General features: G+C 59.7%; 20 protein-coding genes and 1 other RNA gene. 10 read left to right on the top strand and 11 right to left on the bottom strand.

All coding sequences use genetic code 11. The features are described 5' to 3' along the window. The first annotated feature begins 32 nt into the window (after positions 1-32). The gene (locus FJU30_RS08390) at positions 33-269 is read left to right on the top strand and encodes a major outer membrane lipoprotein (RefSeq protein ID WP_150434516.1); all 237 of its coding nucleotides are present in this window, start codon (positions 33-35) and stop codon (positions 267-269) included. Positions 270-393: 124 nt separating this feature from the next. On the opposite strand, the gene FJU30_RS08385 is transcribed toward FJU30_RS08390, so the two are convergent. The 7 genes from FJU30_RS08385 to sufA form a co-directional block, all read right to left on the bottom strand. Further along, positions 394-1,446 (bottom strand): L,D-transpeptidase family protein, encoded by a 1,053-nt coding sequence (locus tag FJU30_RS08385; RefSeq protein ID WP_150434515.1) that lies wholly within the window; start codon positions 1,444-1,446, stop codon positions 394-396. 349 nt (positions 1,447-1,795) lie between these two features. Continuing rightward, positions 1,796-2,209 carry a cysteine desulfuration protein SufE gene (gene sufE, locus FJU30_RS08380; RefSeq protein WP_150434514.1) on the bottom strand — a complete coding sequence of 138 codons (414 nt, stop codon included), beginning with the start codon at positions 2,207-2,209 and terminating at the stop codon, positions 1,796-1,798. 30 nt (positions 2,210-2,239) lie between these two features. Then, positions 2,240-3,463, bottom strand: coding sequence for a cysteine desulfurase SufS (sufS, locus tag FJU30_RS08375; RefSeq protein ID WP_150434513.1), 1,224 nt, complete (start codon positions 3,461-3,463; stop codon positions 2,240-2,242). Further along, positions 3,460-4,764 carry a Fe-S cluster assembly protein SufD gene (gene sufD, locus FJU30_RS08370; RefSeq protein WP_150434512.1) on the bottom strand — a complete coding sequence of 435 codons (1,305 nt, stop codon included), beginning with the start codon at positions 4,762-4,764 and terminating at the stop codon, positions 3,460-3,462. The genes sufS and sufD overlap by 4 nt, the downstream gene beginning before the upstream one ends. Continuing rightward, positions 4,739-5,485, bottom strand: a complete 747-nt coding sequence (sufC, locus tag FJU30_RS08365) for a Fe-S cluster assembly ATPase SufC (RefSeq protein ID WP_150434511.1) — start codon at positions 5,483-5,485, stop codon at positions 4,739-4,741. The genes sufD and sufC overlap by 26 nt, the downstream gene beginning before the upstream one ends. An 84-nt stretch (positions 5,486-5,569) precedes the next feature. After that, positions 5,570-7,066, bottom strand: coding sequence for a Fe-S cluster assembly protein SufB (gene sufB, locus FJU30_RS08360; RefSeq protein ID WP_150434510.1), 1,497 nt, complete (start codon positions 7,064-7,066; stop codon positions 5,570-5,572). Positions 7,067-7,079: 13 nt separating this feature from the next. Next, positions 7,080-7,451, bottom strand: coding sequence for a Fe-S cluster assembly scaffold SufA (gene sufA, locus FJU30_RS08355; RefSeq protein WP_150434509.1), 372 nt, complete (start codon positions 7,449-7,451; stop codon positions 7,080-7,082). A 423-nt stretch (positions 7,452-7,874) separates the two neighbouring features. Between sufA and FJU30_RS08350 the strand changes: the two genes are divergently transcribed. Then, positions 7,875-8,276 (top strand): hypothetical protein, encoded by a 402-nt coding sequence (locus FJU30_RS08350; protein ID WP_150434508.1) that lies wholly within the window; start codon positions 7,875-7,877, stop codon positions 8,274-8,276. 14 nt (positions 8,277-8,290) lie between these two features. Here the strand turns inward: FJU30_RS08350 and FJU30_RS08345 are convergent, their stop codons facing one another. After that, a complete protein-coding gene (locus tag FJU30_RS08345) occupies positions 8,291-8,710 on the bottom strand; it encodes a hotdog fold thioesterase (RefSeq protein WP_150434507.1) in 420 nt (139 codons plus the stop codon). Further along, entirely contained in the window at positions 8,710-11,763 is a 3,054-nt protein-coding gene (gene ydiJ, locus FJU30_RS08340; protein ID WP_150434506.1) for a D-2-hydroxyglutarate dehydrogenase YdiJ, read from the bottom strand. Before ydiJ ends, FJU30_RS08345 begins: the two co-directional genes overlap by 1 nt. A 376-nt stretch (positions 11,764-12,139) precedes the next feature. Between ydiJ and ydiK the strand changes: the two genes are divergently transcribed. Next, positions 12,140-13,240: an AI-2E family transporter YdiK gene (gene ydiK, locus FJU30_RS08335; protein ID WP_395858520.1), complete on the top strand. Its 1,101-nt coding sequence runs from the start codon at positions 12,140-12,142 to the stop codon at positions 13,238-13,240. Positions 13,241-13,733: 493 nt separating this feature from the next. After that, positions 13,734-13,849, top strand: an RNA gene (gene rprA / locus FJU30_RS08330) — antisense sRNA RprA. Positions 13,850-13,982: 133 nt separating this feature from the next. Here rprA and ppsA read toward each other — a convergent pair. After that, positions 13,983-16,397 carry a phosphoenolpyruvate synthase gene (gene ppsA / locus FJU30_RS08325; RefSeq protein ID WP_150434504.1) on the bottom strand — a complete coding sequence of 805 codons (2,415 nt, stop codon included), beginning with the start codon at positions 16,395-16,397 and terminating at the stop codon, positions 13,983-13,985. Between the two features lie 330 nt (positions 16,398-16,727). On the opposite strand from ppsA, the gene ppsR reads away from it, so the two are divergent. The 6 genes from ppsR (at position 16,728) to FJU30_RS08295 (ending at position 22,588) form a co-directional block, all read left to right on the top strand. After that, positions 16,728-17,549, top strand: a complete 822-nt coding sequence (gene ppsR / locus FJU30_RS08320; RefSeq protein WP_150434503.1) for a posphoenolpyruvate synthetase regulatory kinase/phosphorylase PpsR — start codon at positions 16,728-16,730, stop codon at positions 17,547-17,549. A 111-nt stretch (positions 17,550-17,660) separates the two neighbouring features. Further along, positions 17,661-18,707 (top strand): 3-deoxy-7-phosphoheptulonate synthase, encoded by a 1,047-nt coding sequence (locus FJU30_RS08315; RefSeq protein WP_150434502.1) that lies wholly within the window; start codon positions 17,661-17,663, stop codon positions 18,705-18,707. 231 nt (positions 18,708-18,938) lie between these two features. Next, on the top strand, positions 18,939-19,997 hold the full coding sequence (locus tag FJU30_RS08310) for a hemin-degrading factor (protein ID WP_150434501.1): 1,059 nt from the start codon (positions 18,939-18,941) through the stop codon (positions 19,995-19,997). After that, on the top strand, positions 19,994-20,809 hold the full coding sequence (locus tag FJU30_RS08305) for a heme/hemin ABC transporter substrate-binding protein (protein WP_150434500.1): 816 nt from the start codon (positions 19,994-19,996) through the stop codon (positions 20,807-20,809). The genes FJU30_RS08310 and FJU30_RS08305 overlap by 4 nt, the downstream gene beginning before the upstream one ends. Next, complete coding sequence (locus FJU30_RS08300; protein WP_150434499.1) at positions 20,806-21,810, top strand: FecCD family ABC transporter permease; 1,005 nt, start codon at positions 20,806-20,808, stop codon at positions 21,808-21,810. Before FJU30_RS08305 ends, FJU30_RS08300 begins: the two co-directional genes overlap by 4 nt. Beyond that, positions 21,803-22,588, top strand: a complete 786-nt coding sequence (locus tag FJU30_RS08295) for a heme ABC transporter ATP-binding protein (RefSeq protein WP_150434498.1) — start codon at positions 21,803-21,805, stop codon at positions 22,586-22,588. Before FJU30_RS08300 ends, FJU30_RS08295 begins: the two co-directional genes overlap by 8 nt. Before the next feature lie 2 nt (positions 22,589-22,590). Here the strand turns inward: FJU30_RS08295 and FJU30_RS08290 are convergent, their stop codons facing one another. Then, positions 22,591-24,042, bottom strand: coding sequence for a protein adenylyltransferase SelO (locus FJU30_RS08290; RefSeq protein ID WP_150434497.1), 1,452 nt, complete (start codon positions 24,040-24,042; stop codon positions 22,591-22,593). Positions 24,043-24,089: the final 47 nt, after the last annotated feature.

Raw genomic sequence — 24,089 nt, 5'->3', positions numbered from 1 at the left:
TGGAGATTAACTCAATCTAGAGGGTATTAATAATGAATCGTACTAAACTGGTACTGGGCGCGGTAATCCTGGGTTCTACTCTGCTGGCCGGTTGTTCCAGCAACGCTAAAATCGATCAGCTGTCTTCTGACGTTCAGACTCTGAACGCTAAAGTTGACCAGCTGAGCAGCGACGTGAACACCATCCGCTCCGACGTACAGGCTGCTAAAGATGAAGCAGCTCGTGCTAACCAGCGTCTGGACAACCAGGTTCGCACTTACAAAAAGTAATCGAACTGGTTAAATAAAAAATGGCGCACTCTGTGCGCCATTTTTTTTTTGCGTTATTTTTTTCCTCTCGGACAAACAGGCGCCGTCAGAACGGGCGGACGGGAGCAACGCCCCGTCCTGAACATTACTGCCCCGGCAAATTCGCCGTTTCTGCGGCCTGAGCGCTCCCCACGGTAGAGATCGGCGCGGCAGCCGGCTGCGGCAGCGACACGGGGCTCTCCGGCGTCTGCAGCGGCAACCCGTCGCCCTCTTCGCCGACGTTAATCAACACCGGCATCCCGGCGCGCCGTTTCAGCGCATGAGCCGCTTCGCTGGCGTCCGTCTCGCTGTCGTTAATCAGCTTTTGCAGCTTCGCGCCGACGTGCAAAGGCATGGTCTGCGGGTCGTCCTCGCCGGTGCGCGATAGCGGCTGGTGTACCTCAATATAGCGCTTGCCGTCCGGCTCTATCGCTATTTTGACCGGTTCATTGACAATCTGCACCCGGGTGCCGACCGGCACGCTGTTAAACAACGCTTCGATATCATCGGGCCGTAAACGAATACAGCCCGAGCTGACGCGCATGCCGATGCCGAAGTTGGCATTGGTGCCATGAATCAGATACTGCCCCTGGCCGGCGGACAGACGCAGCGCAAACAGCCCCATCGGATTATCCGGCCCGGCCGGCACCACCGCCGGCAGCGTGATGCCCTGCTCTTCCTTATAGATGCGGCGGATATTCGCCGTCGGCGTCCACGTCGGGTTAGCGCGCTTTTCACTAATCGACGTCGTCATCACCGGCGTATTACGCCCCAGCTGACCGATACCGATCGGATAAACAATCACGCTGTTCTTGCCTTTCGGATAATAGTACAGACGCAGTTCGGCCAGATTGATGACGATTCCCTGGCGCGGCGCATCCGGCAGCAGCATCTGCGCCGGGATAGTCAACGTCGAACCCGGCGTCGGCAGGTAGGGATCGGTACCGGGGTTGGCCTGCAGCATCGCCAGCATGCCGATTTTAAAGCGCGCCGCGATATCCTCCAGCGCATGGCCGTCATGAGGCACCACATAGGTCTGGTTCTCGCCGATCAGACGGCTGCCGGCCGGCGGCAACGGGTACTCCGTCGCCCGCGCCGGCGCGTTGCCCAACAGACAGGCGGCGGCCATCACGCCCACTAAAATTAATATACGTTTCATGCCTGGTTCCCGCTAACGTTGCCACTTACCTTTGATTATCTCTGACGGCGCCATTTCCGCCAGTATTGCGCCGCCGATCGCGGCCGCGCGCCGTCAGAGGACATTATTTTATTTAAAATCAAAATGTTAGATATGTGGCTTCCGCCGGCAACGCTTTTTTAAGCACCGTTAACCCGCTGAAAAACCACCAGATTAATCTATCAGAGCCGGCAAGGTAGCGCGAATGCCGCGGCGCTTAATCCGCGGCGGGAAGGTGAATTTCAGATTAATACCTGGCCAATCGATGAAGCTGAGAGAGCGGAAACGCGGCCGCAACGCCAGCACAGGCTCGGCCGGACGGCAAGACAGACTATAACTGCGCGGCGCGCGCCCGGATGCTGCGCAGCATCGCTTCCAGCCCCTGAGTGCGCGAAGGCGTCAGATGCTGCCCTAACGCCAGGTCCTGAAAGAAGGGACGCACATCCATAGCCGCGATCTCCTGCGCGCCGTGGCCCTGATACAGGCTGAACACAATCGCCACCAGGCCTTTGACAATCGCCGCGTCGCTATCGCCGCTAAAGCAAACCCGGCCCTGTGCATCAGGCTGCAGCACGATCCACACCTGGCTCTGGCAGCCGGCGATCAGATATTCCGGCTGACGCTGCGCGTCCGTGAGCGGCGGCAACATCGCGCCCAGTTCAATAATGTACAGATACTTCTCTTCCCAGTCATGGCAGCGGGAAAAATTACGCAATAGCTTTTGTGGATCTGGCAAACTCGCCATCAGTTCCTCCCGTAGACTGCCGGCGGACGATTAACCGCCCAGCAGCCGATGGATACGTTGCAGACCGGCCACCAGCCGGTCAATCTCTTCACGCGTAGTATATAACGCCAGAGATGCCCGGCACATACTGGAAACGCCGTAATGTTCCATTAATGGCATGGCGCAGTGGTGCCCGGTGCGGATGGCGATCCCATACCGGTCGAGGAAGCTGCCCACATCATAGGCATGATGTTTGCCCAGGTTAAACGCGATAACGCCCTGGCGCGAATCCGGGCCATACAGCCTCAAATCCGGCACCTGTTGCAGCGCGTCCAGCGCATAGCGCATTAGCGAACTTTCCCAGTCATGGATCGCATCGCGCCCTAAATTGGTCACATATTTCAGCGCCGCGCCCAGCCCCATCATGCCCGCCGTGTTCGGCGAGCCGGCCTCGAAGCGCCAGGGCGAGTCGGCGTAGGTGGTGCCGGCGGTCAGACTGACGGTTTTAATCATCGATCCGCCGCCTTCCCACGGCGGCATGGCCTGCAACAACGCCTTCTTGCCGTACAGAATGCCGATCCCCGACGGGCCGTAGATCTTATGGCCGGAGAAGACGTAGAAATCACAGTCCAGTTGCTGCACATCCACTTTGTGGTGCATCACCGCCTGCGCGCCGTCCACCAGCACTTTAACCCCGGCGGCTTTGGCCAGCGCGATAATCTGCGGCAGCGGGTTGACGGTGCCCAGCACGTTAGAAATCTGGGTCACGCTCAGCAGACGGGTGCGCTCGTCGATCAACGCCGGTAATTGTTCCAGCATCAGCGTACCCTGATCGTCGATCGGCAGCACGCGCAGCTCAAGCTGACGCTCGGCCGCCAGCATCTGCCACGGCACGATGTTGGCGTGGTGCTCCATTTCGGTGATAATCAGATTATCGCCCGGCTGCAGAAAGGCGCGACCGTAGCTGTTGGCGATCAGGTTAATCCCTTCGGTGGTGCCCTTAACGAAGACAATCTCCTCCGCGGAGGCCGCGTTGATAAAGTCTGCCGCCTGCTGGCGCACGGCCTCCATCGCCGTGGTGGCTTCCGCGCTCAGGGTATGGATGCCGCGATGCACCGCGGCGTACTCATGCTGATAAAATGCCCGCTCGCGCTCAATCACCGCCTCGGGTTTCTGCGAACTGGCCGCGCTGTCCAGATAGCTGAGCGGATGGCCGTTGACCTCGCGCGCCAGCAGCGGGAAATCGGCGCGGACACGTTCTATGGGATAACTCATGCGGCCACTCCTGCGCCGGACAGGCGCTGCGCGATGCGATTCAGCACCACCTCGCGCACCTGCTCGTCCTCAATGGCTTCGGTAAGTTCCGCGGCGAAAGCGAAGATGATCATCTGATGCGCATCCTCGCCCGAAATGCCGCGCGAACGCAGATAAAACAGCTGCTCTTGATCAATACGGCCGATAGTGGCGCCGTGGCTGCATTTCACGTCATCGGCATAGATTTCCAGCTGCGGTTTGGTGTCCGCCTCGGCCAGTCGGCCGAGCAGCAGATTGTTGTTGGTCATCTGCCCGTCGGTCTTCACCGCATGCTGAGCCACTTTAATCAGACCGTTAAACACCGCTTTCGCCTTGTCGCGCACGATGGTCTTATGCAACTGACGGCTCTCGCCATAGCCTTTGTTGTGCTCCAGCCAGGTGCGGGTATCGCACACTTCGCTGCCGACCGGCAGCACCAGGCTGTTCATCGACAGATTCACGCCTTCGCCGTTCATCTGCGCGCTGGTATGGTGGCGCGTCAGCCCGGCGCCGAGCAGAAAACTGTCGCTGCGCAGACGCGCGTCGCGCGCCAGCACCAGATCGTTGTGCGCGAAGTGGTAGCTGGCCGCGGCTTCAAACGCCAGTTTGTAATGACTGACCTGGCTGTTTTCACCGGCGTCGATACTCAGCCGCGCGCCGGTGAAATGCCCCAGATCGCTGACGGAAACATAATGTTCGATCAGCGTCGCCCGGGCGCCCGCCTCGACGTGGATATGGTGACGATGATGCGCCGTGTTGAGTTCGCCGGACTCGCGCCCGCTGCTGATATGCAGGAAATAGAGCGGTTTTTCGGCCTGCTGGCCGACCGGCAGGGTAACGATGGTCGCCTCTTCCGCCAGGCTTTCGGTCAGATGCAGAAAAATCTCCGGCTGGATTGGCTCCGGCAGAGCGCTGCGCGCGCCCTGCGCCTTTACCTCAACCAGATACGGCCCCCACTGCGCATCGCTCAGCTCGGCGCTGAAGCGGCCGTCGATAAACACCAGCCGCCAGCAGTCAAGCGGCAACGCCAGCGCGGCGCACTGCTCTTTGCCGATGCCGAGCGCCGGCGGCAGCACGAACTGCTGCGCCAGCAGGCCGTCCAGCGGCGTGTATTTCCAGTGCTCCTGTTTACGATCAGGCAGCCCCAGACGCAGAACCTGCTGCCAGTGACTCTGCGCCAGCGCGGAACGCTGCTGCCCCAGGCTCTCGAACAGATGGTGCCACTGCTGCAGCGCGTTGCTCGCCTTCGCGCTCGTTTTACTGTTGGTCGGTAAGCCAGCCATAGCCCTGCTCCTCCAACTGTTTCACCAGAGAAAAATCGCCGGATTTCACAATCCGTCCCTGATACAGCACGTGCACGTGATCGGGGCGAATATAGTCGAGAATACGCTGATAGTGGGTGACGATGATAAAACCGCGCTGCTCGTTGCGCAGTGAATTGACGCCGTTGGCGACGATTTTCAGGGCATCGATGTCCAGACCGGAGTCGGTCTCATCCAGGATGCACAATTCCGGCTCCAGCGCCGCCATCTGCAGAATATCGTTGCGTTTTTTCTCACCGCCGGAAAAACCGACGTTGACCGAGCGGGTCAACAGGTCGGCGGGCATTTTCAGCAGTTTAATTTTGTCTTCGATGAAATCAGCGAAGTCGAAACGATCCAGCGGCTCCTGCTGACGATACTTCCGCACCGCGTTCACCGCCGTCTGCAGGAAAAATTGATTGCTGACGCCCGGGATTTCCACCGGATACTGAAACGCCATGAACACCCCTTCGCCGGCGCGATCTTCGGGGTCCAGTTCGAGCAGGTCTTTACCTTTAAAGGTAATCGACCCGCCGGTCACGTCATACTCCTCGCGCCCGGCCAGCGTCGCCGACAGGGTACTTTTACCGGAGCCGTTCGGCCCCATAATGGCGTGAACCTCGCCCGGTTTAACCTCAAGGTTCAGTCCCTTAATGATCTCATTGCCTTCAACACTGACTCTCAAATTTTCAATGCTTAACATACTGTATCCTTCGGGCGTCTTACCGCTGCCGACGCTCATCATTATTCTGTTTACCCGATCATCGCTTTGTGGCGTGACCGCGGTTTAACCCACGCTGTGTTCCAGGCTGATCGCCAGCAGTTTTTGCGCTTCAACCGCAAATTCCAGCGGCAGCTCGGAGAAGACGTCCTTACAGAAGCCATTAACGATCATCGAGATGGCGTCATCTTCGCTGATGCCGCGCTGCAGGCAGTAAAACAGCTGATCCTCGCCGATTTTCGAGGTGGTGGCCTCGTGCTCCAGCTGCGCCGTGTTGTTGCGCACTTCCACGTACGGGAACGTATGGGCGCCGCAATCGCTGCCGATCAGCATTGAGTCGCACTGCGTGAAATTGCGCGCGTTGGTGGCGCTCGGCATGATTTTCACCAGACCGCGATAGGTATTTTCACTGTGGCCGGCGGAAATTCCCTTTGCGATAATGGTCGAACGGGTGTTCTTGCCGATATGAATCATCTTCGTGCCGGTATCGGCCTGCTGATGTCCGCTGGTTAACGCCACCGAGAAGAATTCGCCGACCGAATAATCGCCGCGCAGGATCACGCTGGGGTATTTCCAGGTGATGGCCGAGCCGGTTTCCGACTGGGTCCAGGACATCTTCGAATGATCGCCGGCGCACAGCGCGCGTTTGGTGACAAAGTTCAGGATCCCGCCCGCGGCATCCTGGCCGGCGAACCAGTTCTGCACGGTGGAGTATTTCACTTCCGCGTTTTTGTTCACGATCACTTCCACCACCGCGGCGTGCAGCTGATAGCTGTCGCGCACCGGCGCCGAGCAGCCTTCGATATAGCTGACGTAGCTATCGTCGTCGGCGATCAGGATGGTGCGCTCAAACTGGCCGGTTTTGGCGGCGTTGATGCGGAAATAGGTCGACAGCTCCATCGGGCAACGTACCCCTTTCGGCACGTAGACGAAGGTGCCGTCGGAAGCCACCGCGGCATTGAGCGCGGCAAAGAAGTTATCGTTGGCCGGCACGACGCTGCCGAGATACTTACGCACCAGATCCGGATGTTCCTGAATCGCTTCGCTGAACGAACAGAAAATGATGCCCTGCTCCGCCAGCTCATGGCGATAGGTAGTGGATACCGACACGGAGTCGAAGATCGCATCCACGGCAACGTTTTTTCCTTCGCGCACCGGCACGCCCAACTGATCGAACGCGTTTTCCACTTCGCGCGTCAGATAGTTGTTGACCTCTTCAATGCCGGACTGCTGCGTGGCGCCGGGCTGAGAACCACAGCTGTCGTCGCAGCTGCCGCAGGAGGGCGCGGAATAATAGCTGTAGTCCTGATAATCGAGTTTGTCGTAGTGCGCTTTCAGCCAGTGCGGCTCTTCCATCTCCAGCCAGGCGCGATAAGCGTTAAGCCGGAATTCCAGCATCCACTCGGGCTCATTGCGTTTAGCCGAGATTGCGCGCACCACGTCTTCGTTAATGCCGCGGGCCAGCTGATCCGTCGCCAGCTCGGTATAGAATCCTTCTTTATAACGCCCGTCGTCCATCCAGACCTGTACATCCTCGGGTACATCTACATTGCTACGTGCCATAATTCGTCATCGCTTAAATGCCAAAGCTCTCGCCACATCCACAGGCATGCTGAGCTTTAGGATTATGAAATTTAAACACCTGATTCAGTCCTTCACGAACGAAATCGAGCTCGGTGCCGTCAATAAAAGGCATAGCTTTCAGCGGTACATATAAACGCGCGCCCTCGCGCTCGAATAGCAGATCGTCCGCCTCGGGCTGCTGAATCAGATCCAGCACATAGCCGAACCCGGCGCAGCCGGACTGTTTTACCCCCAGGCGCAACCCCGCCTGCGTATTGTCCTGCTGTGTCAGCCTGACGATTTGCCGCGCGGCGCTTTCTGTCATCGTCAATCCCTGCCAGACATTTTCGTCCAGTGAAAAAGTCGCTACATTTTCCGTTTGCATAGGGAATTACCTCGTTAACTCGTCACGCCAGTTTTACGCTGGCCTGCTATAATGTTAGTGATAATGTTTGCTGCTTCAACCTCTTGTTTCGCAGGGATATTATTAACACTTCGTTTCGCCGCTGTTTTTTTCGCTTTTACCGGCCTTCGGCCGGTTATCCGGCCGGATAACGTTGTTAATTAACTTATTGATAGCTAAATAAAATATTTAGCCGTCTGTTAATTTCCCTGCCAACAGTAAAACTTTCTTTGCGTTAAGTATAACATCCATCGAGAATACCTATTTATAAAACAGGCAAACATAATGACGATTTATTTTCATCTTCGTCTGTTTTCTTCTCTGTCCGGCGTGATGATTCCCATTGATCAAAGCCCCTTTTATAAATATGATAATGATTATCATTAATATGTGGGGCGACGAACCATGTTTTCTGCCAACGCCTGGCTGCAGCAAAAAATCGACCAGTATAAACATAATATCCGTGACGCCACCGTTGATTTCTATATGGCGGAAGCGCGGCTAAATAATTCCGACAGCCATATTGATCATCTGCGCCGTTATAACAACGCCTGTATGGAAATGGCCGAGCTCTGTTTGCAGAATGGCGATGACGAGAGCTATCTGCATGCGCTGGTGAAACTGCACAACCGGTTGATAAAAGAAATCAACAGAGAAGAACGCTGCCACCTGTTTCGCGTGCAAAGCTACTACTTTGCCCGCCATACGCTGAAACTGATCTGTCACCAGCTCAGTCTGCAGGGATCATGGGAAAAAGCGACCGCCTTTCAAACCGATTTCGTCAAGCGAGTGCCCTTTTTACCCTGACTCCGGGCGCCGGCTCAGCCTCCGCCGATCACCGCCACCGTCAGACGGGCCGCGCAGCACAGCTTGCCCTGCTGATCGACGATATCGATCTGCCACACGTGACTGCGCCGGCCGACGTGCAGCGCCCGGCACAGGCCGCGCACCTGTCCGTCGCGCGCCGCGCGCAAATGGCTGGCATTGATCTCCGTCCCGACGACGCGCGCGTCGCCTTCGCAGCACAGATAACTGGCCACAGAACCGAGCGACTCCGCCAGCGTTACCGAAGCGCCGCCGTGCAGTAGTCCATGCGGTTGACGCGTGCGTTGATCCACCGGCATGGTGGCCTCCAGCCGATCGTCGTCCAGCGAAACAAAGCGGATCCCCAGATGCTCGATCATGCAGCCCTGCATCATCCGGTTTAGCTGGTCAAGCGTGAGCGCTCTTTTCCACAGCATTATACGATCTCCAGCAGCGCCTGCAGCGGGTGGCGCAGCGCCTGTCCTTCCATACGTTTTACCTGACTGCGGCATGAGTAGCCGGTGGTCAGACAGCGCGCCTGCGGCAGGCGCTGCAGCGCCTGTTGCCACGACAGGGAATAGATGCCTTTCGAATGCGTCAGGTTGCGGGTTTCGTGACCATAGGTGCCGGCCATGCCGCAGCAGCCGACGCTGACGCTCTCCAGCCGCGCGCCAAAACGGGCAAAAATCGCCGCCCACTGACCGCTGCTGGCGGGCAAGGCCGTGCTTTCGGTGCAGTGGCCGAACAGATACCATGACTCGCCCTGCGTCTCCTGCGGCGTTTTGTCCGCCAGCAGCGTCGTCAGCCACTCATGCACCAACAGCACCTGAAAATCGCCGCGCCGGTCGCCGAGGATCTCACGATACTCATCGCGGTAGCACAGCACCAGCGCCGGATCGACGCCCACCATCGGCACGCCGAGCGCCGCGACCCGGTTGAGAAAATCCGCCGTTTTAGCGGCGGTGCGCGCAAAGCGCTGCAGAAAACCTTTAATATGCTGCGCCTTGCCGTTGGGTGAAAACGGCAGCAGCACGGGCTTAAGACCCAGTTTTTCCACCAACCGGACAAAATCGGCCACCACTCGCGCATCGTAAAAGCTGGTGAAAGGATCCTGCACGATCAGCACATGCCGGCGACGCTCGTTTTCCGTTTGCTGCTCAAGTTGCTCCAGCGTAGTGGTCATCGTGCGATGGCCGGCAAACTCCTGGCGCAGCGATGGCGACGACAGCAGCGGCAGATCGACCATGCCGATATAGCGCCGGCTGAGCGACGCCATGAGCGGCTGGCGCAGGAAAAAGTTAAAGGTTTTCGGGCTGCGCGCCATCAACGGCGCGTAACTTTCCACGCCCGCCACCAGGTAATCGCGCGCCGGGCGCAGGTAGCGCGTATGGTATAGCTGCAAAAAACGCGAGCGGAAGCCCGGCACATCGATTTTTATCGGGCACTGCGTCGAACAGGCCTTACAGGCCAGGCAGCCCGACATCGCCGCTTTAACCTCGTGCGAGAAGTCATACTCGCCCTTATGCGCCAGCCAGCTGTTGCGCAGGCGCGCCAGCATCCCGCGCAGACTGATGCGCGACTGCGTCAGTTGTTGTTCCAGCTGCAGCGGATCCACGCCCTGCTCCACCAGCAGGCGCAGCCATTCGCGCACCAGCGTCGCACGCCCTTTGGGCGAGTGAATGCGGTCGGCGGTAATCTTCATCGACGGACACATCGGGCTGTACGCATCGAAATTGAAGCACAGGCCATTGCCGTTACACTCCAGCGCGCCGCGGAACGAAGTCCGCACCGTCAACGGAATACGCCGGTCGTAGGTGCCGCGCTTCACCGCATCAATCCGCATCATCGGGCTGTCTTTACTCAGCGGCGCGCAGATTTTGCCCGGGTTGAGCCGGTTGTCCGGATCAAATGCGGCCTTAATGCGACGCAGCTCCTGATACAGTTCGGCGCCGAAAAAATCCGGGCTGTACTCGGCGCGAAAGCCCTTGCCGTGTTCCCCCCACAGCAGACCGCCGTATTTGGCCGTCAGGGCGACGATCCGATCGGACAATTGCTTCATCAGCGCTTCCTGCGCCGGATCGCACATATCGAGCGCCGGACGCACGTGCAACACGCCGGCGTCCACGTGACCAAACATGCCGTAGGTCAACTGATGGCTGTCGAGCAGCTGACGAAATTCGGCGATATAGTCGGCCAGGTGCTCCGGCGGCACGCAGGTATCTTCGGCGAAGGGTATCGGTTTGGCCTGCCCCTTGCTATTGCCCAGCAGCCCCACCGCTTTCTTGCGCATGGCGTAAATTCTCTCGATGCCCGTCAGATCGCGGCATAGCTGATAGCCAATCACGCCGCTCAGGCCGTCGGCCATCAGTTGCTCCAGCCGCCGGCACAGCGCGTCAATCTGCCGGTCAATCGCCGCTTCATCATCGCCGGCGAATTCCACGATATTAAGCCCAAGCATATCCTGCCCGGGCACATCGGTAATCAGTTCGCTCACCGAATGCCAGACAATATCCTGCCGCGCCAGATTCAGCACGCGCGAGTCGACCGTTTCCACCGACAGCGCCCTGGCCTCCACCATCAGCGGCGCGTTGCGCAGCGCCGAATCGAAGGAGTCATACTTAATGTTCACCAGCCGCCGCACCTTCGGCAGCGGAGTGATATCCAGTTTGGCTTCGGTAATAAACGCCAGCGTCCCTTCCGCGCCGGTCAGAATGCGCGTCAGATCGAACGTCTGCATATCGTCGCTGAAGACGTGGCGCAGATCGTAGCCGGTCAGAAAACGGTTCAGTTTGGGGAAACGATCCACTATCAGTTGACGCTGCGTGCGACAGCGTTCCAGCACCGTACGGTACAGTCGACCAACGACCGACTCTTCCTGCGCGAACTGTTCCGCCAGCGCCAGCGGCACCGCCTGGGTATCGAGCAACGTGCCGCCGAGCAGCACCGCGCGCAACCCCAGTACGTGATCGGAGGTTTTGCCGTACACCAGCGAGCCCTGCCCGGAGGCATCGGTATTAATCATACCGCCCAGCGTGGCGCGATTGCTGGTGGACAATTCCGGCGCGAAAAAATAGCCGTACGGTTTAAGATATTGATTCAGTTGATCCTTGATCACCCCGGCTTCGACCCGTACCCAGCCCTGCTGCGGATTGATTTCCAGTATGCCGTTCATATAGCGCGACATATCGACCACGATGCCGTGATTCAACGCCTGACCGTTAGTGCCGGTGCCGCCGCCGCGCGGCGTGAAGACCAGTTCGGCGAAGCGCGCCTCGCCGGCCAGCGTGGCCAGCAGCTGCACATCGGCCGTCGAGCGCGGGAACACCACCGCATCCGGCAAAAGCTGATAGATACTGTTGTCTGTCGCCATCGTCAGACGATCGGCGTAGCCGGTCGTGGTGTCGCCGGTAAAACCTTTCTGCTTCAACGCTTCCAGAAAATTGACCACCGGCTGAACGAGGCCGGGGGCATGAGAAATTTGTGGGATCATTATGTGTTGACTCTGCCCATGCGAAATGTGTTTGTCTGAATTGTCCATGGAGTCCGCCGGGGCGATTATGGGCCTCTGCTGCCGGACTCACTGAAGTTTTATCATATTTCAGTGCGTTGTGCGTCAACCGATAACCAAAGACAGCGGATAATCGACGTCGACGCGGTGAATTTCCCGCCCGTTAGCCGCGAATGCCCCTCGCGCCCGCGACCCGGAAGTTAAAGGGGATATCAACCGGTTAAATGCGTATCGTCGCGCTCCGGGCTGTCAAAAATGGTTAAAATGACTCATGATTACTGCGGCTGCCCCTGCGGCAGACCGGACTAACGTCATCATAGTGCGGAGTGACATCCGCTTACAGAGGTAAAATTCGTTGATGAAAGACTCACCGCCGCGTTTCGATCTGACAGGGATTTTCTTCACCCTGCTGTTTACCGCCATTATGATCATTGCCTGTTTCTGGGTGGTGCAGCCTTTTATTCTGGGCTTTACCTGGGCCAGCATGATGGTGATCGCCACCTGGCCGCTGCTGCTTAAATTTCAGCACTGGCTGTGGGGCCGTCGCTCTCTGGCGGTTATCGTCATGACCCTGCTGCTGCTGCTGCTGTTTGTGTTGCCCATCGCCATGCTGGTCGGCAGCGTGGTCGAAAACAGCACTACGCTGGTCGGCTGGGCCACCAGCCAGGATAAGATCGCTCCGCCGTCGTTTGAATGGCTGAAATCCATCCCGGTGGTGGGCTATAAACTTTACAGCGGCTGGCAGGGGCTGCTGGCCAGCGGCAGCAGCGGATTGCTGGCCAAAGTCCAGCCGTATATCGGCCAGACCGCGACGTGGATGGTGGCGCAGGCCGCTCATATCGGACGCTTTCTGATGCACTGCGGCTTGATGGTCTTGTTCAGCATCCTGCTTTATAGTCGCGGCGAACAGGTGGCGCAGGGCGTCCGCCACTTCGCCGTCCGGCTGGGCGGCGAGCGCGCCGACGCCGCCGTGATCCTCGCCGGACGCGCGGTGCGCGCGGTGGCGCTGGGCGTGGTGGTGACTGCGCTGGTGCAGTCGGTTCTCGGCGGTATCGGCCTTGCGGTGTCGGGCATTCCTTACGCCACGCTGCTGACCGTCCTGATGTTTATCTTCTGCGTCGCGCAGCTCGGTCCGCTGCCGGTTCTGGTGCCGGCCATTATCTGGCTGTACTGGAGCGGCGACACCAGTTGGGGCACCGTGCTGCTGATCTGGAGCTGCGTCGTCGGCACGCTGGATAACTTCCTGCGTCCGGTGCTGATCCGCATGGGCGCCGATTTGCCGATGCTGCTGATCCTGTCCGGGGTCATCGGCGGCCTGCTGGCGTTCGGCATGATTGGCCTGTTCATCGGCCCGGTGGTGCTGGCGGTATCCTATCGCCTGATGTCGGCATGGATGAGCGAGGCGCCGGCGCCGGGGAAAATATCCGAGGTAAAAACCTTCCCGTCCGAATCAAAATAGTCGCGACGGCGGTACTGCGCAGCAAAAACGGGCCGAACGCTATCGGCCCGTTTCGGACTGCCGCAAAATCCCGCCCCTTCCCTGCGGCCACAGACGGGGACAGAATACGCCCGCTGGTGCGGATGCTGGCTGTTCGCCGATAGTTGCCCCCGTATCTGCGCCGTCGACTCCCGGCCGGTTAGCGCTTGCGACGGGGTAAAAGCCGACGCGGCCGTATTGATCGGCGTATTTTCCCGCCGCGCTTTTATCTCCCGGAGCCGCTATTTGCGCCGGCGAAAACGCTTTTGCGATAAAAATAAACCCCCGCGTCTGGACGAAATGTCATGACGCGCTGCCGCTTGCCGTTATTTTTTAGCCGCCGCGTTAAATAAACGGATAAATCCCCCCAAACTCACGCCGTTGCCGCCTTTGCGCCGCGCATCAGCTATTGGATATTACGCATTAGGATGATTCTTAATGACTGTCTCAATACGCTCTCCTATTATTAATCGCAACAGGATTGATTTTAACTTTTTGTTTTATCACGAAGGTTTAATCCCCTCTGTCAACGTATGTAACGAATTGCTGTGTGTAGTCTTTGCCCGTCATCTGTGATGGGCTTTTTTTTTATCTTTTTTCGGCCGGCAATTACGCCATCCGCCGGACGGTAAAAAATATTACCGTGATGCGTCGCGCATAATTATCAGACAATAATAAATCCGCCGGGGTATTTTATTACCGCCGGCGGATTTCAGTAAATATCTTACTCTTTTTTCAGCGCGGAGACATGCCTGCCCTGACTATTTAGCTCAGCCAAATTCACCCAGGTTTGCACTACGGTATCTGGGTTCAGCGACAGACTGTCGATGCCCTGTTCCATCAACCAGGCGGCGAAATCCTCGTGATCGGACGGCCCCTGGCCGCAGATGCCGACATATTTCCCCTGCCGTTTGGCCGCCTTAATCGCCATGGCCAACAGCGCCTTAACCGCATCGTTGCGTTCGTCAAACAGTTCGGAGACCACGCCCGAATCGCGATCCAGCCCCAACGCCAGCTGCGTCATATCGTTCGAGCCGATGGAAAAACCGTCGAAATGCTCAAGAAAGCGGTCGGCCAGCAGCGCATTAGACGGGATTTCGCACATCATAATCACCTTCAGGCCGTTCTCGCCGCGCCGCAGTCCCTGGTCGGCCAGACCGGCCACCACCGCCTCCGCCTGCTCCACGGTGCGCACGAACGGGATCATGATCTCGACGTTGGTCAGCCCCATCTCGTTACGAACGCGTTTGACCGCATCGCACTCCAGCGCGAAGCAGGCCCGGAATTCCCCGGACACATAGCGCCCGGCGCCGCGAAAGCCCAACATCGGGTTCTCTTCGTGCGGCTCGTAGCGCTCGCCGCCGAGCAGGTTGGCGTACTCGTTGGATTTAAAATCCGACAGCCGCACAATCACCCGCTTAGGCCAGAACGCCGCCGCCAGCGTGGCGATCCCTTCGGTCAGCCGACCGATATAAAATTCGACCGGACTGGCATAGCCATGGATCAGGCTGTCGATCTCGCGCTGCAGTTCCGGCGTTTGCTGCTGGTACTCCAGCAGCGCGCGCGGATGGATGCCGATCATGCGATTGATGATGAACTCCAGCCGCGCCAGACCGACGCCTTCATTCGGCAGACAGGCGAAATCAAATGCGCGATCCGGGTTGCCGACATTCATCATGATCTTCAGCGGCAAAGCCGGCAGCTCATCGATAGTCGAACTCTTCACGCTGAAGTCCAGCAGGTCATGGTAAACATAGCCGGTGTCGCCTTCGGCGCAGGACACGGTCACTTTTTGTTTTTCCCGCAGGCGCCCGGTCGCGTCGCCGCAGCCGACCACCGCCGGAATACCGAGCTCGCGGGCGATAATCGCGGCGTGGCAGGTGCGCCCGCCGCGATTAGTCACGATGGCGGCGGCTTTTTTCATGATCGGTTCCCAATCCGGATCGGTCATATCGGTGACCAGTACGTCGCCGGGCTGAATGCGGTGCATCTCGCTGATATCGTGAATCACCTTCACTTCGCCCGCGCCGATGCGATGGCCGATCGCCCGCCCTTCGACCAGGACATCGCCGCGCCCCTGCAACTGGTAGCGCTCCATCACCTGGCCGCCGGAACGCACGGTTTCCGGACGCGCCTGCACAATATAGAGTTTGCCGCTGTGGCCGTCTTTGGCCCATTCGATATCCATCGGCCGGCCGTAATGCTGCTCAATCAGCAGCGCCTGGCGCGCCAGCGCCTGCACTTCGTCATCGCTGAGGCAAAAGCGGTCGCACTGCGCGGCCGGCACGTCTTCGATACGCACCTGCTCGCCGTGCTGTCGGCTGTCCGCATAAACCATTCGCACCTTCTTCGACCCCATGGTGCGGCGCACAATGGCCGGTTTGCCGTTGCGCAGCGTCGGCTTGTGCACATAAAATTCATCCGGGTTTACCGCGCCCTGCACTACCATCTCGCCCAGCCCGTAGGCCGCGGTAATGAACACCACCTGATCGAAGCCGGACTCGGTATCGATAGTGAACATTACGCCGGATGCGGCCAGGTCGGCGCGCACCATGCGCTGCACGCCGGCGGACAGCGCCACGCCGCGATGATCGTAGCCCTGATGGACGCGGTAAGAGATGGCGCGGTCGTTAAACAGCGAAGCGAACACATGCTTCACCGCCACCATCACCGCCTCGCTCCCCTGCACATTAAGGAAGGTTTCCTGCTGGCCGGCGAAAGAGGCGTCCGGCATATCTTCCGCCGTGGCGGATGAGCGCACGGCAAACGAAGCCTCGGGCTCGCCGTCGGACAGCTGGAGGTAGGCCGCGCGGATATCCTGCTCCAGCGCCGGCGGAAACGGCGTATCGATAATCCACTGCCGGATACGCTGGCCGGCGCGGGCCAGTTGAGCGACGTCATCAATATTCGTGCTATCCAGCAGCGTATAAATACGCTGATTGATGCCGCTTTGATTCAGAAAATCGTTAAATGCCTGAGCGGTAGTGGCGAACCCATTGGGCACCGCCACGCCCAGTTCTGACAGATTCGTGATCATTTCACCCAGGGAAGCATTCTTGCCGCCCACCCGTTCTACGTCATGCATGCCGAGCTGGTTATACCAGAGCACATTGCATAATTCAGAGCCGTTATTGGACATCGAAAATAATCCTTTCTGAATACAGTATAGGGGACTGAACAACAGCGAAACACGGCCGGGATGCGCGCTGGATGCGGCGCATCGTCTGCCCGCCGCGTCAGGTGGAACCATCCTGACAAACTGAGCGTAGCATAACGATTGCTAAACTATGGACAGGTGAATCGATCAACCTGATAAAAAAAATCCACGCAGCATTCGCCTCTTGCGTAATGGCTCAGCTCATGCGCAGGATAAGCAGGACGGCCCGGTGAGCGCGGCGCGCGGTAAATGGCGACCGCCGAAGAGCGCGGCGGGCAATCTGGCGTATGGTAACCAGAAGCGGGAGCGGGTATGGAAAGAAGCGTGTTTTATATTTCAGACGGGACGGCTATCACGGCGGAAGTGCTCGGTCATGCGGTGCTGTCGCAGTTTCCGGTCACCGTCACCAGCTATACGCTGCCGTTTGTGGAAAACGAAACGCGCGCCAGAGCAGTGTGCGAACAAATTAACGCGCTGTACCAGCAGTCGGGCGTGCGTCCGTTGGTGTTTTACTCCATCGTCACGCCGGCGGTACGCGATATCATCAACGGCAGCGCCGGCTTCTGTCAGGATATCGTGCAGGCGCTGGTGGCGCCGTTACAACAGGAACTGCGGTTGCCGCCCGCACCGGTGGCCAACCGCACCCACGGCCTGACCGCCAACAACCTGGGCAAATACGATGCGCGCATCGCCGCCATCGACTATACCCTGGCCCATGACGACGGCATCTCGCTGCGCAATCTCGATCAGGCGCAGGTGATTCTGCTCGGCGTCTCGCGCTGCGGCAAAACACCGACCAGCCTCTACCTGGCGATGCAATTCGGTATCCGCGCCGCCAACTACCCCTTCATCGCCGACGATATGGATAACCTGCGGTTGCCCGAGGCGCTGCGGCCGCTGCAGCATAAGCTGTTTGGGCTGACCATCGACGCGGAACGGCTGGCCGCCATCCGCGAAGAGCGGCGCGGCAACAGCCGCTACGCCTCGCTGCGTCAGTGCCGGATGGAACTGCGCGAGGTCGAATCGCTGTTTCGTAAACATCAGATCCGCTACATCAATACCACCAATTACTCAGTGGAAGAGATTTCCGCGAAAATCATCGATATGCAGGGCCTGCGCCGAAGAATGTACTAGTACGGTGATATTTTTCTGCTCCGACGGGTTGAATTGCCGCCCGTTTCGTTTATCGTGAAGGCATGACTTCCCGGCATCCCGCCGCAGAGAAGAAAAAATTTAGAGAAAATCATGCCTGCAATCGAAGAACGGCGCAGTTCACGCGTCGGGGGGTTGATTACGCCTCAGGAGCTGCTGACCCGACTGCCGCTGGACGTGGCGCTCGCCGAAGACGTGACATTGTCACGAAAAACCATTGCACAGATACTGACCGGACAGGATCGCCGTTTGCTGGTGATTATCGGCCCCTGCTCTCTGCATGACCCCGACGCTGCGCTCGATTATGCGCGTCGGCTGGCTCCGCTGCGTCGTCGCTATCGGCAACGGCTCGAAATCGTTATGCGCGCCTATTTCGAAAAGCCGCGCAGCGTAACCGGCTGGAAGGGACTGGTTTCCGATCCGGCGTTAAACGGCAGCTTTCGGATTAACGACGGACTGGCGCTGGCGCGTGGTCTGTTGCTGGACATTAACCGGCTCGGTCTGCCGACCGCCACCGAATTTCTCGATACGATGACCGTACACTATATTGCCGATCTGATCAGTTGGGGGGCCATCGGCGCGCGCACGACCGAGAGCCAAATTCACCGGCAGATGGCGTCGGCCCTGGCTTGCCCGGTGGGTTTTAAAAACGGCACCGACGGCAATACCCAAATCGCCATTGACGCGATACGCGCCGCCGGCGCCGCGCACTGCTTTGCGGCGCCTGACCCGCAGGGGCGGCTCGCCGTCTATCAGTCGTCCGGCAACCCGTTCGGCCACCTGATTATGCGCGGCGGCCGACACCCCAACTATAGCGCCGGCGATATCGCGCAGGCTTGCTCCGCACTGGGCGCCTGCGCGCTGCCGCAACGGCTGATTATCGATTTCAGCCACGCCAACTGCCAGAAACAGCACCGACGCCAGCTGGACGTGGCGCAGGATGTCTGTCGGCAAATACGCTCCGGTTCGGCGGCCATCGCCGGGGTGATGGCGGAAAGCTTTCTGTTGGAAGGCAATCAGTCGCTTAACGCCCCGTCGGCGCTGACTTACGGCCAGTCCATCACCGATCCCTGTCTGGGCTGGCGCGACAGCGAGCGACTGCTGGAGCAACTGGCGGAAGCGGTGGACGGCCGCGTCTAATCCCGGCCCGGCGGCCCGCATGCAGGTCGCCGGCATCCCCCGTTCCGCGCGGGGCAGACCCGCCCGGCGCCTTTCTGCACCCTCTCATCGATTGACACAGCCCCATCGATATCCACACGTTTTTTTTACGCAAAATTAAGAAAATTTCACTTGATGTAACTTTGTTGTTACATGAAAATGATTCTCATTATTTTTCAGCTCCAAACCATCGAGTGAAGTAAGGATCCCGTCATGCGCACTACGCTTTATCAACAGTATCTGCAGGCAAAACAGGCTAACCCGCGACAATACGCGCGCGATATCGCCGGTCAGTTGAGGGTCAGCGAGGCGGAACTCACGCATGCCCGCGTAGGCCACGATGCGCGGCGTCTGCAGGGCGACGCGCGCAGTTGGCTGGCCGCGCTGGAACAGGTTGGTGAAACAAAATCGATCACCCGCAATAGCTACGCGGTGCATGAACAGGTGGGGCACTATCGTAATCAGACGCTGGACGGCCACGCCGGTCTGATCCTGAATCCGCGCGGCCTCGACCTGCGTCTGTTCCTGCATCAGTGGGCCTTCGCCTTTTGCCTGACGGAAAGCGCCGCACGCGGCGAACGCCAGAGCATTCAGTTTTTCGATCATCAGGGCGACGCGGTCCTGAAGGTCTACCCCACCGAAGCCACCGATAGCGCCGCCTGGCGGCACTTCATCGACCAGTTTGCCGTTGATGATAACCCCGCGCTGGCGCTGCGCCCGGCATCCGCGCCGCAGGCGGCTCCGGCCAACGACCTTGCCGCGCTGGACAAAAGCCGGTTTGAGGCCGACTGGCGCGCCATGACCGACGTTCACCAGTTTTTCCTGCTGCTCAGGCGCTACAACCTGAGCCGTCAGCAGGCCTTCCGCGCCGTCAGCGACGATCTCGCCTGGCAGGTGGACAATAGCGCGCTGGCGCAGCTGCTGTTCGCCGCCCGCGACGCGGGCAATGAGATTATGGTTTTCGTCGGCAACCGCGGCTGCGTGCAAATCTTCACCGGCCAGCTGGAACGCGTAGAACGGCTGGAACAACATCAGCAATGGATCAATATCTTTAATAAAGATTTCACGCTGCACCTGATTGAAGGCGAGATTGCGGAAAGCTGGATCAACCGCAAACCGACGGCGGACGGCATCGTGACCAGCCTGGAACTGTTCGCCGCCGACGGCACGCAGATTGCCCAACTGTTCGGTCAGCGCACCGAAGGACAGCCGGAACAGCAGCAGTGGCGCGATCAACTGGCCGCCATTAAACCAAAGGATCTGGCCGCATGAAAACATGGTTATGGCCCCTGCTGCTGACGCTGCCGTTTAGCGCCGCCGCAGAACGCATCGTCGCCATTGGCGGCGACGTGACGGAAATCATCTCGGCGCTCGGCGCGGAAAAAGATCTGGTGGCGCGCGACAGCACCAGCCTGCGGCCGGAATCGGTGCGGTCGCTGCCCGACGTCGGCTATATGCGCCAGCTCAATACCGAGGGCATTCTGGCGCTGAAACCGTCGCTGGTCATCGCCAGCGAGCTGTCGCAGCCGTCGCTGGTGCTGCAGCAGGTCGCCGACAGCGGTACGCCGCTGGTGCGCGTCCCGGCGCAGCAAAATCTGGACAGCGTGCCGCAAAAAATCAGCGTGATCGCCAAAGCGCTGGGGCGCGAAACCGAAGGCAAGGCGCTGGTTGAAAAATATCAAAACCAGCTGACCGGCCTGAACAACAGCCCGCTGCCGGTTAAGGCCTTGTTTGTCATGAGCCACAGCGGAATGGTCGCGATGGCCGCCGGACAGAACACCGCCGCCGATGTCGTCATCCGCGCGGCCGGGCTGCAAAACGCCATGCAGGGCGTAGTCCGCTATCAGCCGCTGTCGCAGGAAGGCGTCATCGCCAGCGCGCCGGATCTGCTGCTGATCACCGCCGAAGGACTCAAAACGCTGGGCGGCGAACAGCAGGTGTGGCGCCTGCCCGGACTGGCGCTGACCCCGGCGGGTAAAAATCATCGCCTGCTGGTGGTGGACGATATGGCGCTGCTCGGCTTCACGCTGGACACCCCCGCCCTGCTTCAGAACCTGCGTAAGGCGGCAGAACAAATCCCATGAGTTCACTTCGTCCTCCATACTATACGCTGGGCGGACTGCTGATTATTTTGCTGATATTAGCCGTCGGCGCCGCCAATACCGGCGCGCTGACGCTCTCTTTGCGCACCCTGTGGCAAACGCCGCTGAGCGATCCGCTCTGGCATATCTGGCTGCACATTCGACTGCCCCGCGTGCTGCTGGCGATTCTGGTCGGCGGCGCGCTGGCGCTGTCCGGCGCCGTCATGCAGGGACTGTTTCGCAATCCGCTCGCCGATCCCGGTCTGCTGGGCATCAGCAGCGGCGCGGCGCTGTGCGTCGCGCTGACGCTGGTGCTGCCGCTCGGCCTGCCGCCGCTGCTCGCGCTCTATAGCCCGATGTTCGCCGCCTTTATCGGCAGTCTTACCATCACCGCCTTTATCTTTGCCATCAACCGTAGCGGCAACGGCGGACTGGCGCGTCTGTTGCTGGCCGGCATCGCCCTGAATGCGCTGTGCATCGCCGCCATCGGCGTGCTGATTTATATCAGTAACGATCAACAACTGCGTCAGTTTTCCCTGTGGACCATGGGCAGTCTGGGACAGGCGCAGTGGCCGATGCTGCTGGTCGCCGCCTCGCTGATACTGCCGGCGATGCTGTTGATCCAGCGTCAGGCGCGCCGGCTGAATTTAATGCAGCTGGGCGACGAAGAGGCGCATTATCTTGGCGTTAATGTGGCGCTCACCCGCCGAATTTTGCTGCTGCTCAGCGCGCTGCTGGTCGGCTGCGCCGTTGCCGTCAGCGGGGTGATTGGCTTTATCGGTCTGGTCATCCCGCACCTGATCCGCATGCGGATAGGCGCCGATCATCGCTGGTTGCTGCCGGGCGCCATCCTCAGCGGCGCCGGTCTGCTGCTCGGCGCCGACACGCTGGCCAGAACGCTGCTGGCGCCGGCGGAAATGCCGGTCGGCCTGCTGACCAGCCTGCTGGGCGGGCCCTATTTTCTCTGGCTGATTTTGCAGTACAAAGGATACGGCGATGAATAATGCGCTGATCGCCACAGACCTGTGCTATCACGCCGCCGGTCGCGGTTTGATCGGGGATGTCTCGCTGCGGGTCGACAGCGGCGAAATCGTGGCGCTTATCGGACCGAACGGCGCAGGCAAATCCACGCTGCTGCGCCTGCTGACCGGCTATCTGACGCCGCAGCGCGGAGAGTGCCGCCTGCAGGGCAAGGCGCTGACGTCATGGCCGCCGGTCGAACTGGCGCGCACGCGGGCGGTAATGCGCCAGCACAGCACGCTGTCCTTTCCGTTCAGCGTGCGAGAAGTGGTCGCCATGGGCCGCGCGCCGTACGGCGGCCCCCGGCGCGACGATGATGAGATAGTCCGTCAGGTGATGACGCAAACCAGCTGCGCGCAGCTGGCCGACCGCGACTATCGCCGACTGTCCGGCGGCGAACAGCAGCGGGTTCAGCTGGCGCGCGTGCTGGCGCAACTGTGGCATGCTCAGCCGACGCCGGGTTGGCTGTTTCTGGATGAACCGACCTCCGCGCTCGATCTCTATCACCAGCAACATCTGCTGCGTCTGCTGCGTCTGCTGACCCGCCAACAACCGCTGGCCATCTGCTGCGTGCTGCACGATCTCAATCTGGCCGCGCTATACGCCGACCGAATTTTGCTGCTGCATGAAGGCAGGCTGGTGGCGCAGGGCGCGGCGGATGACGTTCTGCAGGCGGACATTCTCACCCGCTGGTACCAGGCGGATATCGGCGTGAATCGCCATCCGGAAAACCCGCTGCCGCAGGTTTACCTGCGGCGATAGCCCTAGCTGGAGCAGGAGATCTGCAGATGTTTGCCCCACTCCGGCGGCGGCGCGGCCAGATCGTCCTGCGTCGCATCATCGCGGAAAGGATCGCTCAACGCCTGATGCAGACGCGTCAGGCGACTCACTTCGCCTTGCTCCGCCTGCTCGATCGCCTGCTGCGCGAGATAGTTACGCAGAATCAGCCGCGGGTTGACCGCTTTCATCGCCCGCTGGCGCTGCTCGTCATCGCGATTTTCCCGCGCCAGCCGCCGTCGCCACTGAGTATACCAGGTGTCGAAAGCCTCGCGATCGATAAATTCATCGCGCAGCGGCGTGGCGGCGCTGTGCTGCTCGCCGTCGCTCAGTAAACGGAAAACCCGGCTATAGTCTCGCCCTTCGCGCTGCATCAGATTCAGTAAGCCGCTGAGAATCGCGTTATCCTCCTCATCGGCGCGGGCGAACCCCAGCCTGGCGCGCATTTTTTCGCCGAACGCCCGCATCAGCGCCGGCTGGTAGAGCGCCAGCGCAGCCTCCAGCTGTTCTGACGTCATCAGTTGCGATAAAGACTGCGCCAGACGATATAAATTCCACAGCGCCACCGCCGGCTGATTATCGAACGCATAACGCCCCTGACGATCGGTATGGTTGCAGATATAGCCCGGCTGATAATCGTCAAGAAAACCCCAGGGGCCGTAATCGATGGTCAGGCCGAGAATCGACATGTTATCCGTATTCATCACGCCGTGAGCGAAACCGACCGCCTGCCAGGCGGCGATCAGGCGCGCCGTACGCTCCACCACATCACGAAACCACAACGAGTAACGCTCGCCGCCGTCTCGCCACTGCGGCCAATGACGGGCTATCACGTAATCCGCCAGACGGCGTACGTTCTCTGGCTCGCCTCGATAGTAAAAGTGCTCGAAATGGCCGAAGCGCACGTGGCTTTCCGCCACCCGCAGCAGCATGGCGCCCGTTTCGACCGTTTCGCGCTGCACCGGTTGATCGCTGGCGACGATGGTCAGCGCCCGGGTGGTCGGAATCGACAGCGCATGCATCGCCTCAGAGGCAAGAAACTCGCGGATGACCGAACGCAACACCGCCCGCCCGTCGCCCATGCGTGAATACGGCGTTAACCCGGCGCCTTTCAGGTGCCAGTCAAAACAGCGGCCGTCCGGCAGTTGCTGTTCGCCGAGCAGAATCCCCCGTCCGTCGCCCAGTTGACCGGCCCAGACGCCGAACTGATGGCCGCTATACACCTGCGCCAGCGGCTGCATGCCGGGCAACAGACGCTCACCGCTCCACAGCGGCGCATTCTCCGCGCTGAACCACGCGTCATCCAGCCCAAGCGTATCGGCCAGCGGCGCGCTGTGATACAGCAAACGCGCGCCCGCTAGCGGCGTCGGCGTCAACGCCGTATAAAAACCGGGAAGTTCGGTGAAATAATGATGATTGAACTGTGGATACTGTGCCATAACCCCTCCGCCGGCAGGATAATCAGTGTAGAGCCAGGCGCGGCGAA

The sequence above is a fragment of the Affinibrenneria salicis genome, assembly GCF_008710095.1.
This window is presented reverse-complemented; position numbering and strand designations above follow the sequence as displayed.

Coding starts and splice junctions, on each gene's coding strand:
- FJU30_RS08390 (WP_150434516.1), top strand. CDS start 33: ATGAATCGTACTAAACTGGTACTGGGCGCGGTAATCCTGGGTTCTACT.
- FJU30_RS08385 (WP_150434515.1), bottom strand. CDS start 1,446: ATGAAACGTATATTAATTTTAGTGGGCGTGATGGCCGCCGCCTGTCTG.
- sufE (WP_150434514.1), bottom strand. CDS start 2,209: ATGGCGAGTTTGCCAGATCCACAAAAGCTATTGCGTAATTTTTCCCGC.
- sufS (WP_150434513.1), bottom strand. CDS start 3,463: ATGAGTTATCCCATAGAACGTGTCCGCGCCGATTTCCCGCTGCTGGCG.
- sufD (WP_150434512.1), bottom strand. CDS start 4,764: ATGGCTGGCTTACCGACCAACAGTAAAACGAGCGCGAAGGCGAGCAAC.
- sufC (WP_150434511.1), bottom strand. CDS start 5,485: ATGTTAAGCATTGAAAATTTGAGAGTCAGTGTTGAAGGCAATGAGATC.
- sufB (WP_150434510.1), bottom strand. CDS start 7,066: ATGGCACGTAGCAATGTAGATGTACCCGAGGATGTACAGGTCTGGATG.
- sufA (WP_150434509.1), bottom strand. CDS start 7,451: ATGCAAACGGAAAATGTAGCGACTTTTTCACTGGACGAAAATGTCTGG.
- FJU30_RS08350 (WP_150434508.1), top strand. CDS start 7,875: ATGTTTTCTGCCAACGCCTGGCTGCAGCAAAAAATCGACCAGTATAAA.
- FJU30_RS08345 (WP_150434507.1), bottom strand. CDS start 8,710: ATGCTGTGGAAAAGAGCGCTCACGCTTGACCAGCTAAACCGGATGATG.
- ydiJ (WP_150434506.1), bottom strand. CDS start 11,763: ATGATCCCACAAATTTCTCATGCCCCCGGCCTCGTTCAGCCGGTGGTC.
- ydiK (WP_395858520.1), top strand. CDS start 12,140: ATGAAAGACTCACCGCCGCGTTTCGATCTGACAGGGATTTTCTTCACC.
- ppsA (WP_150434504.1), bottom strand. CDS start 16,397: ATGTCCAATAACGGCTCTGAATTATGCAATGTGCTCTGGTATAACCAG.
- ppsR (WP_150434503.1), top strand. CDS start 16,728: ATGGAAAGAAGCGTGTTTTATATTTCAGACGGGACGGCTATCACGGCG.
- FJU30_RS08315 (WP_150434502.1), top strand. CDS start 17,661: ATGCCTGCAATCGAAGAACGGCGCAGTTCACGCGTCGGGGGGTTGATT.
- FJU30_RS08310 (WP_150434501.1), top strand. CDS start 18,939: ATGCGCACTACGCTTTATCAACAGTATCTGCAGGCAAAACAGGCTAAC.
- FJU30_RS08305 (WP_150434500.1), top strand. CDS start 19,994: ATGAAAACATGGTTATGGCCCCTGCTGCTGACGCTGCCGTTTAGCGCC.
- FJU30_RS08300 (WP_150434499.1), top strand. CDS start 20,806: ATGAGTTCACTTCGTCCTCCATACTATACGCTGGGCGGACTGCTGATT.
- FJU30_RS08295 (WP_150434498.1), top strand. CDS start 21,803: ATGAATAATGCGCTGATCGCCACAGACCTGTGCTATCACGCCGCCGGT.
- FJU30_RS08290 (WP_150434497.1), bottom strand. CDS start 24,042: ATGGCACAGTATCCACAGTTCAATCATCATTATTTCACCGAACTTCCC.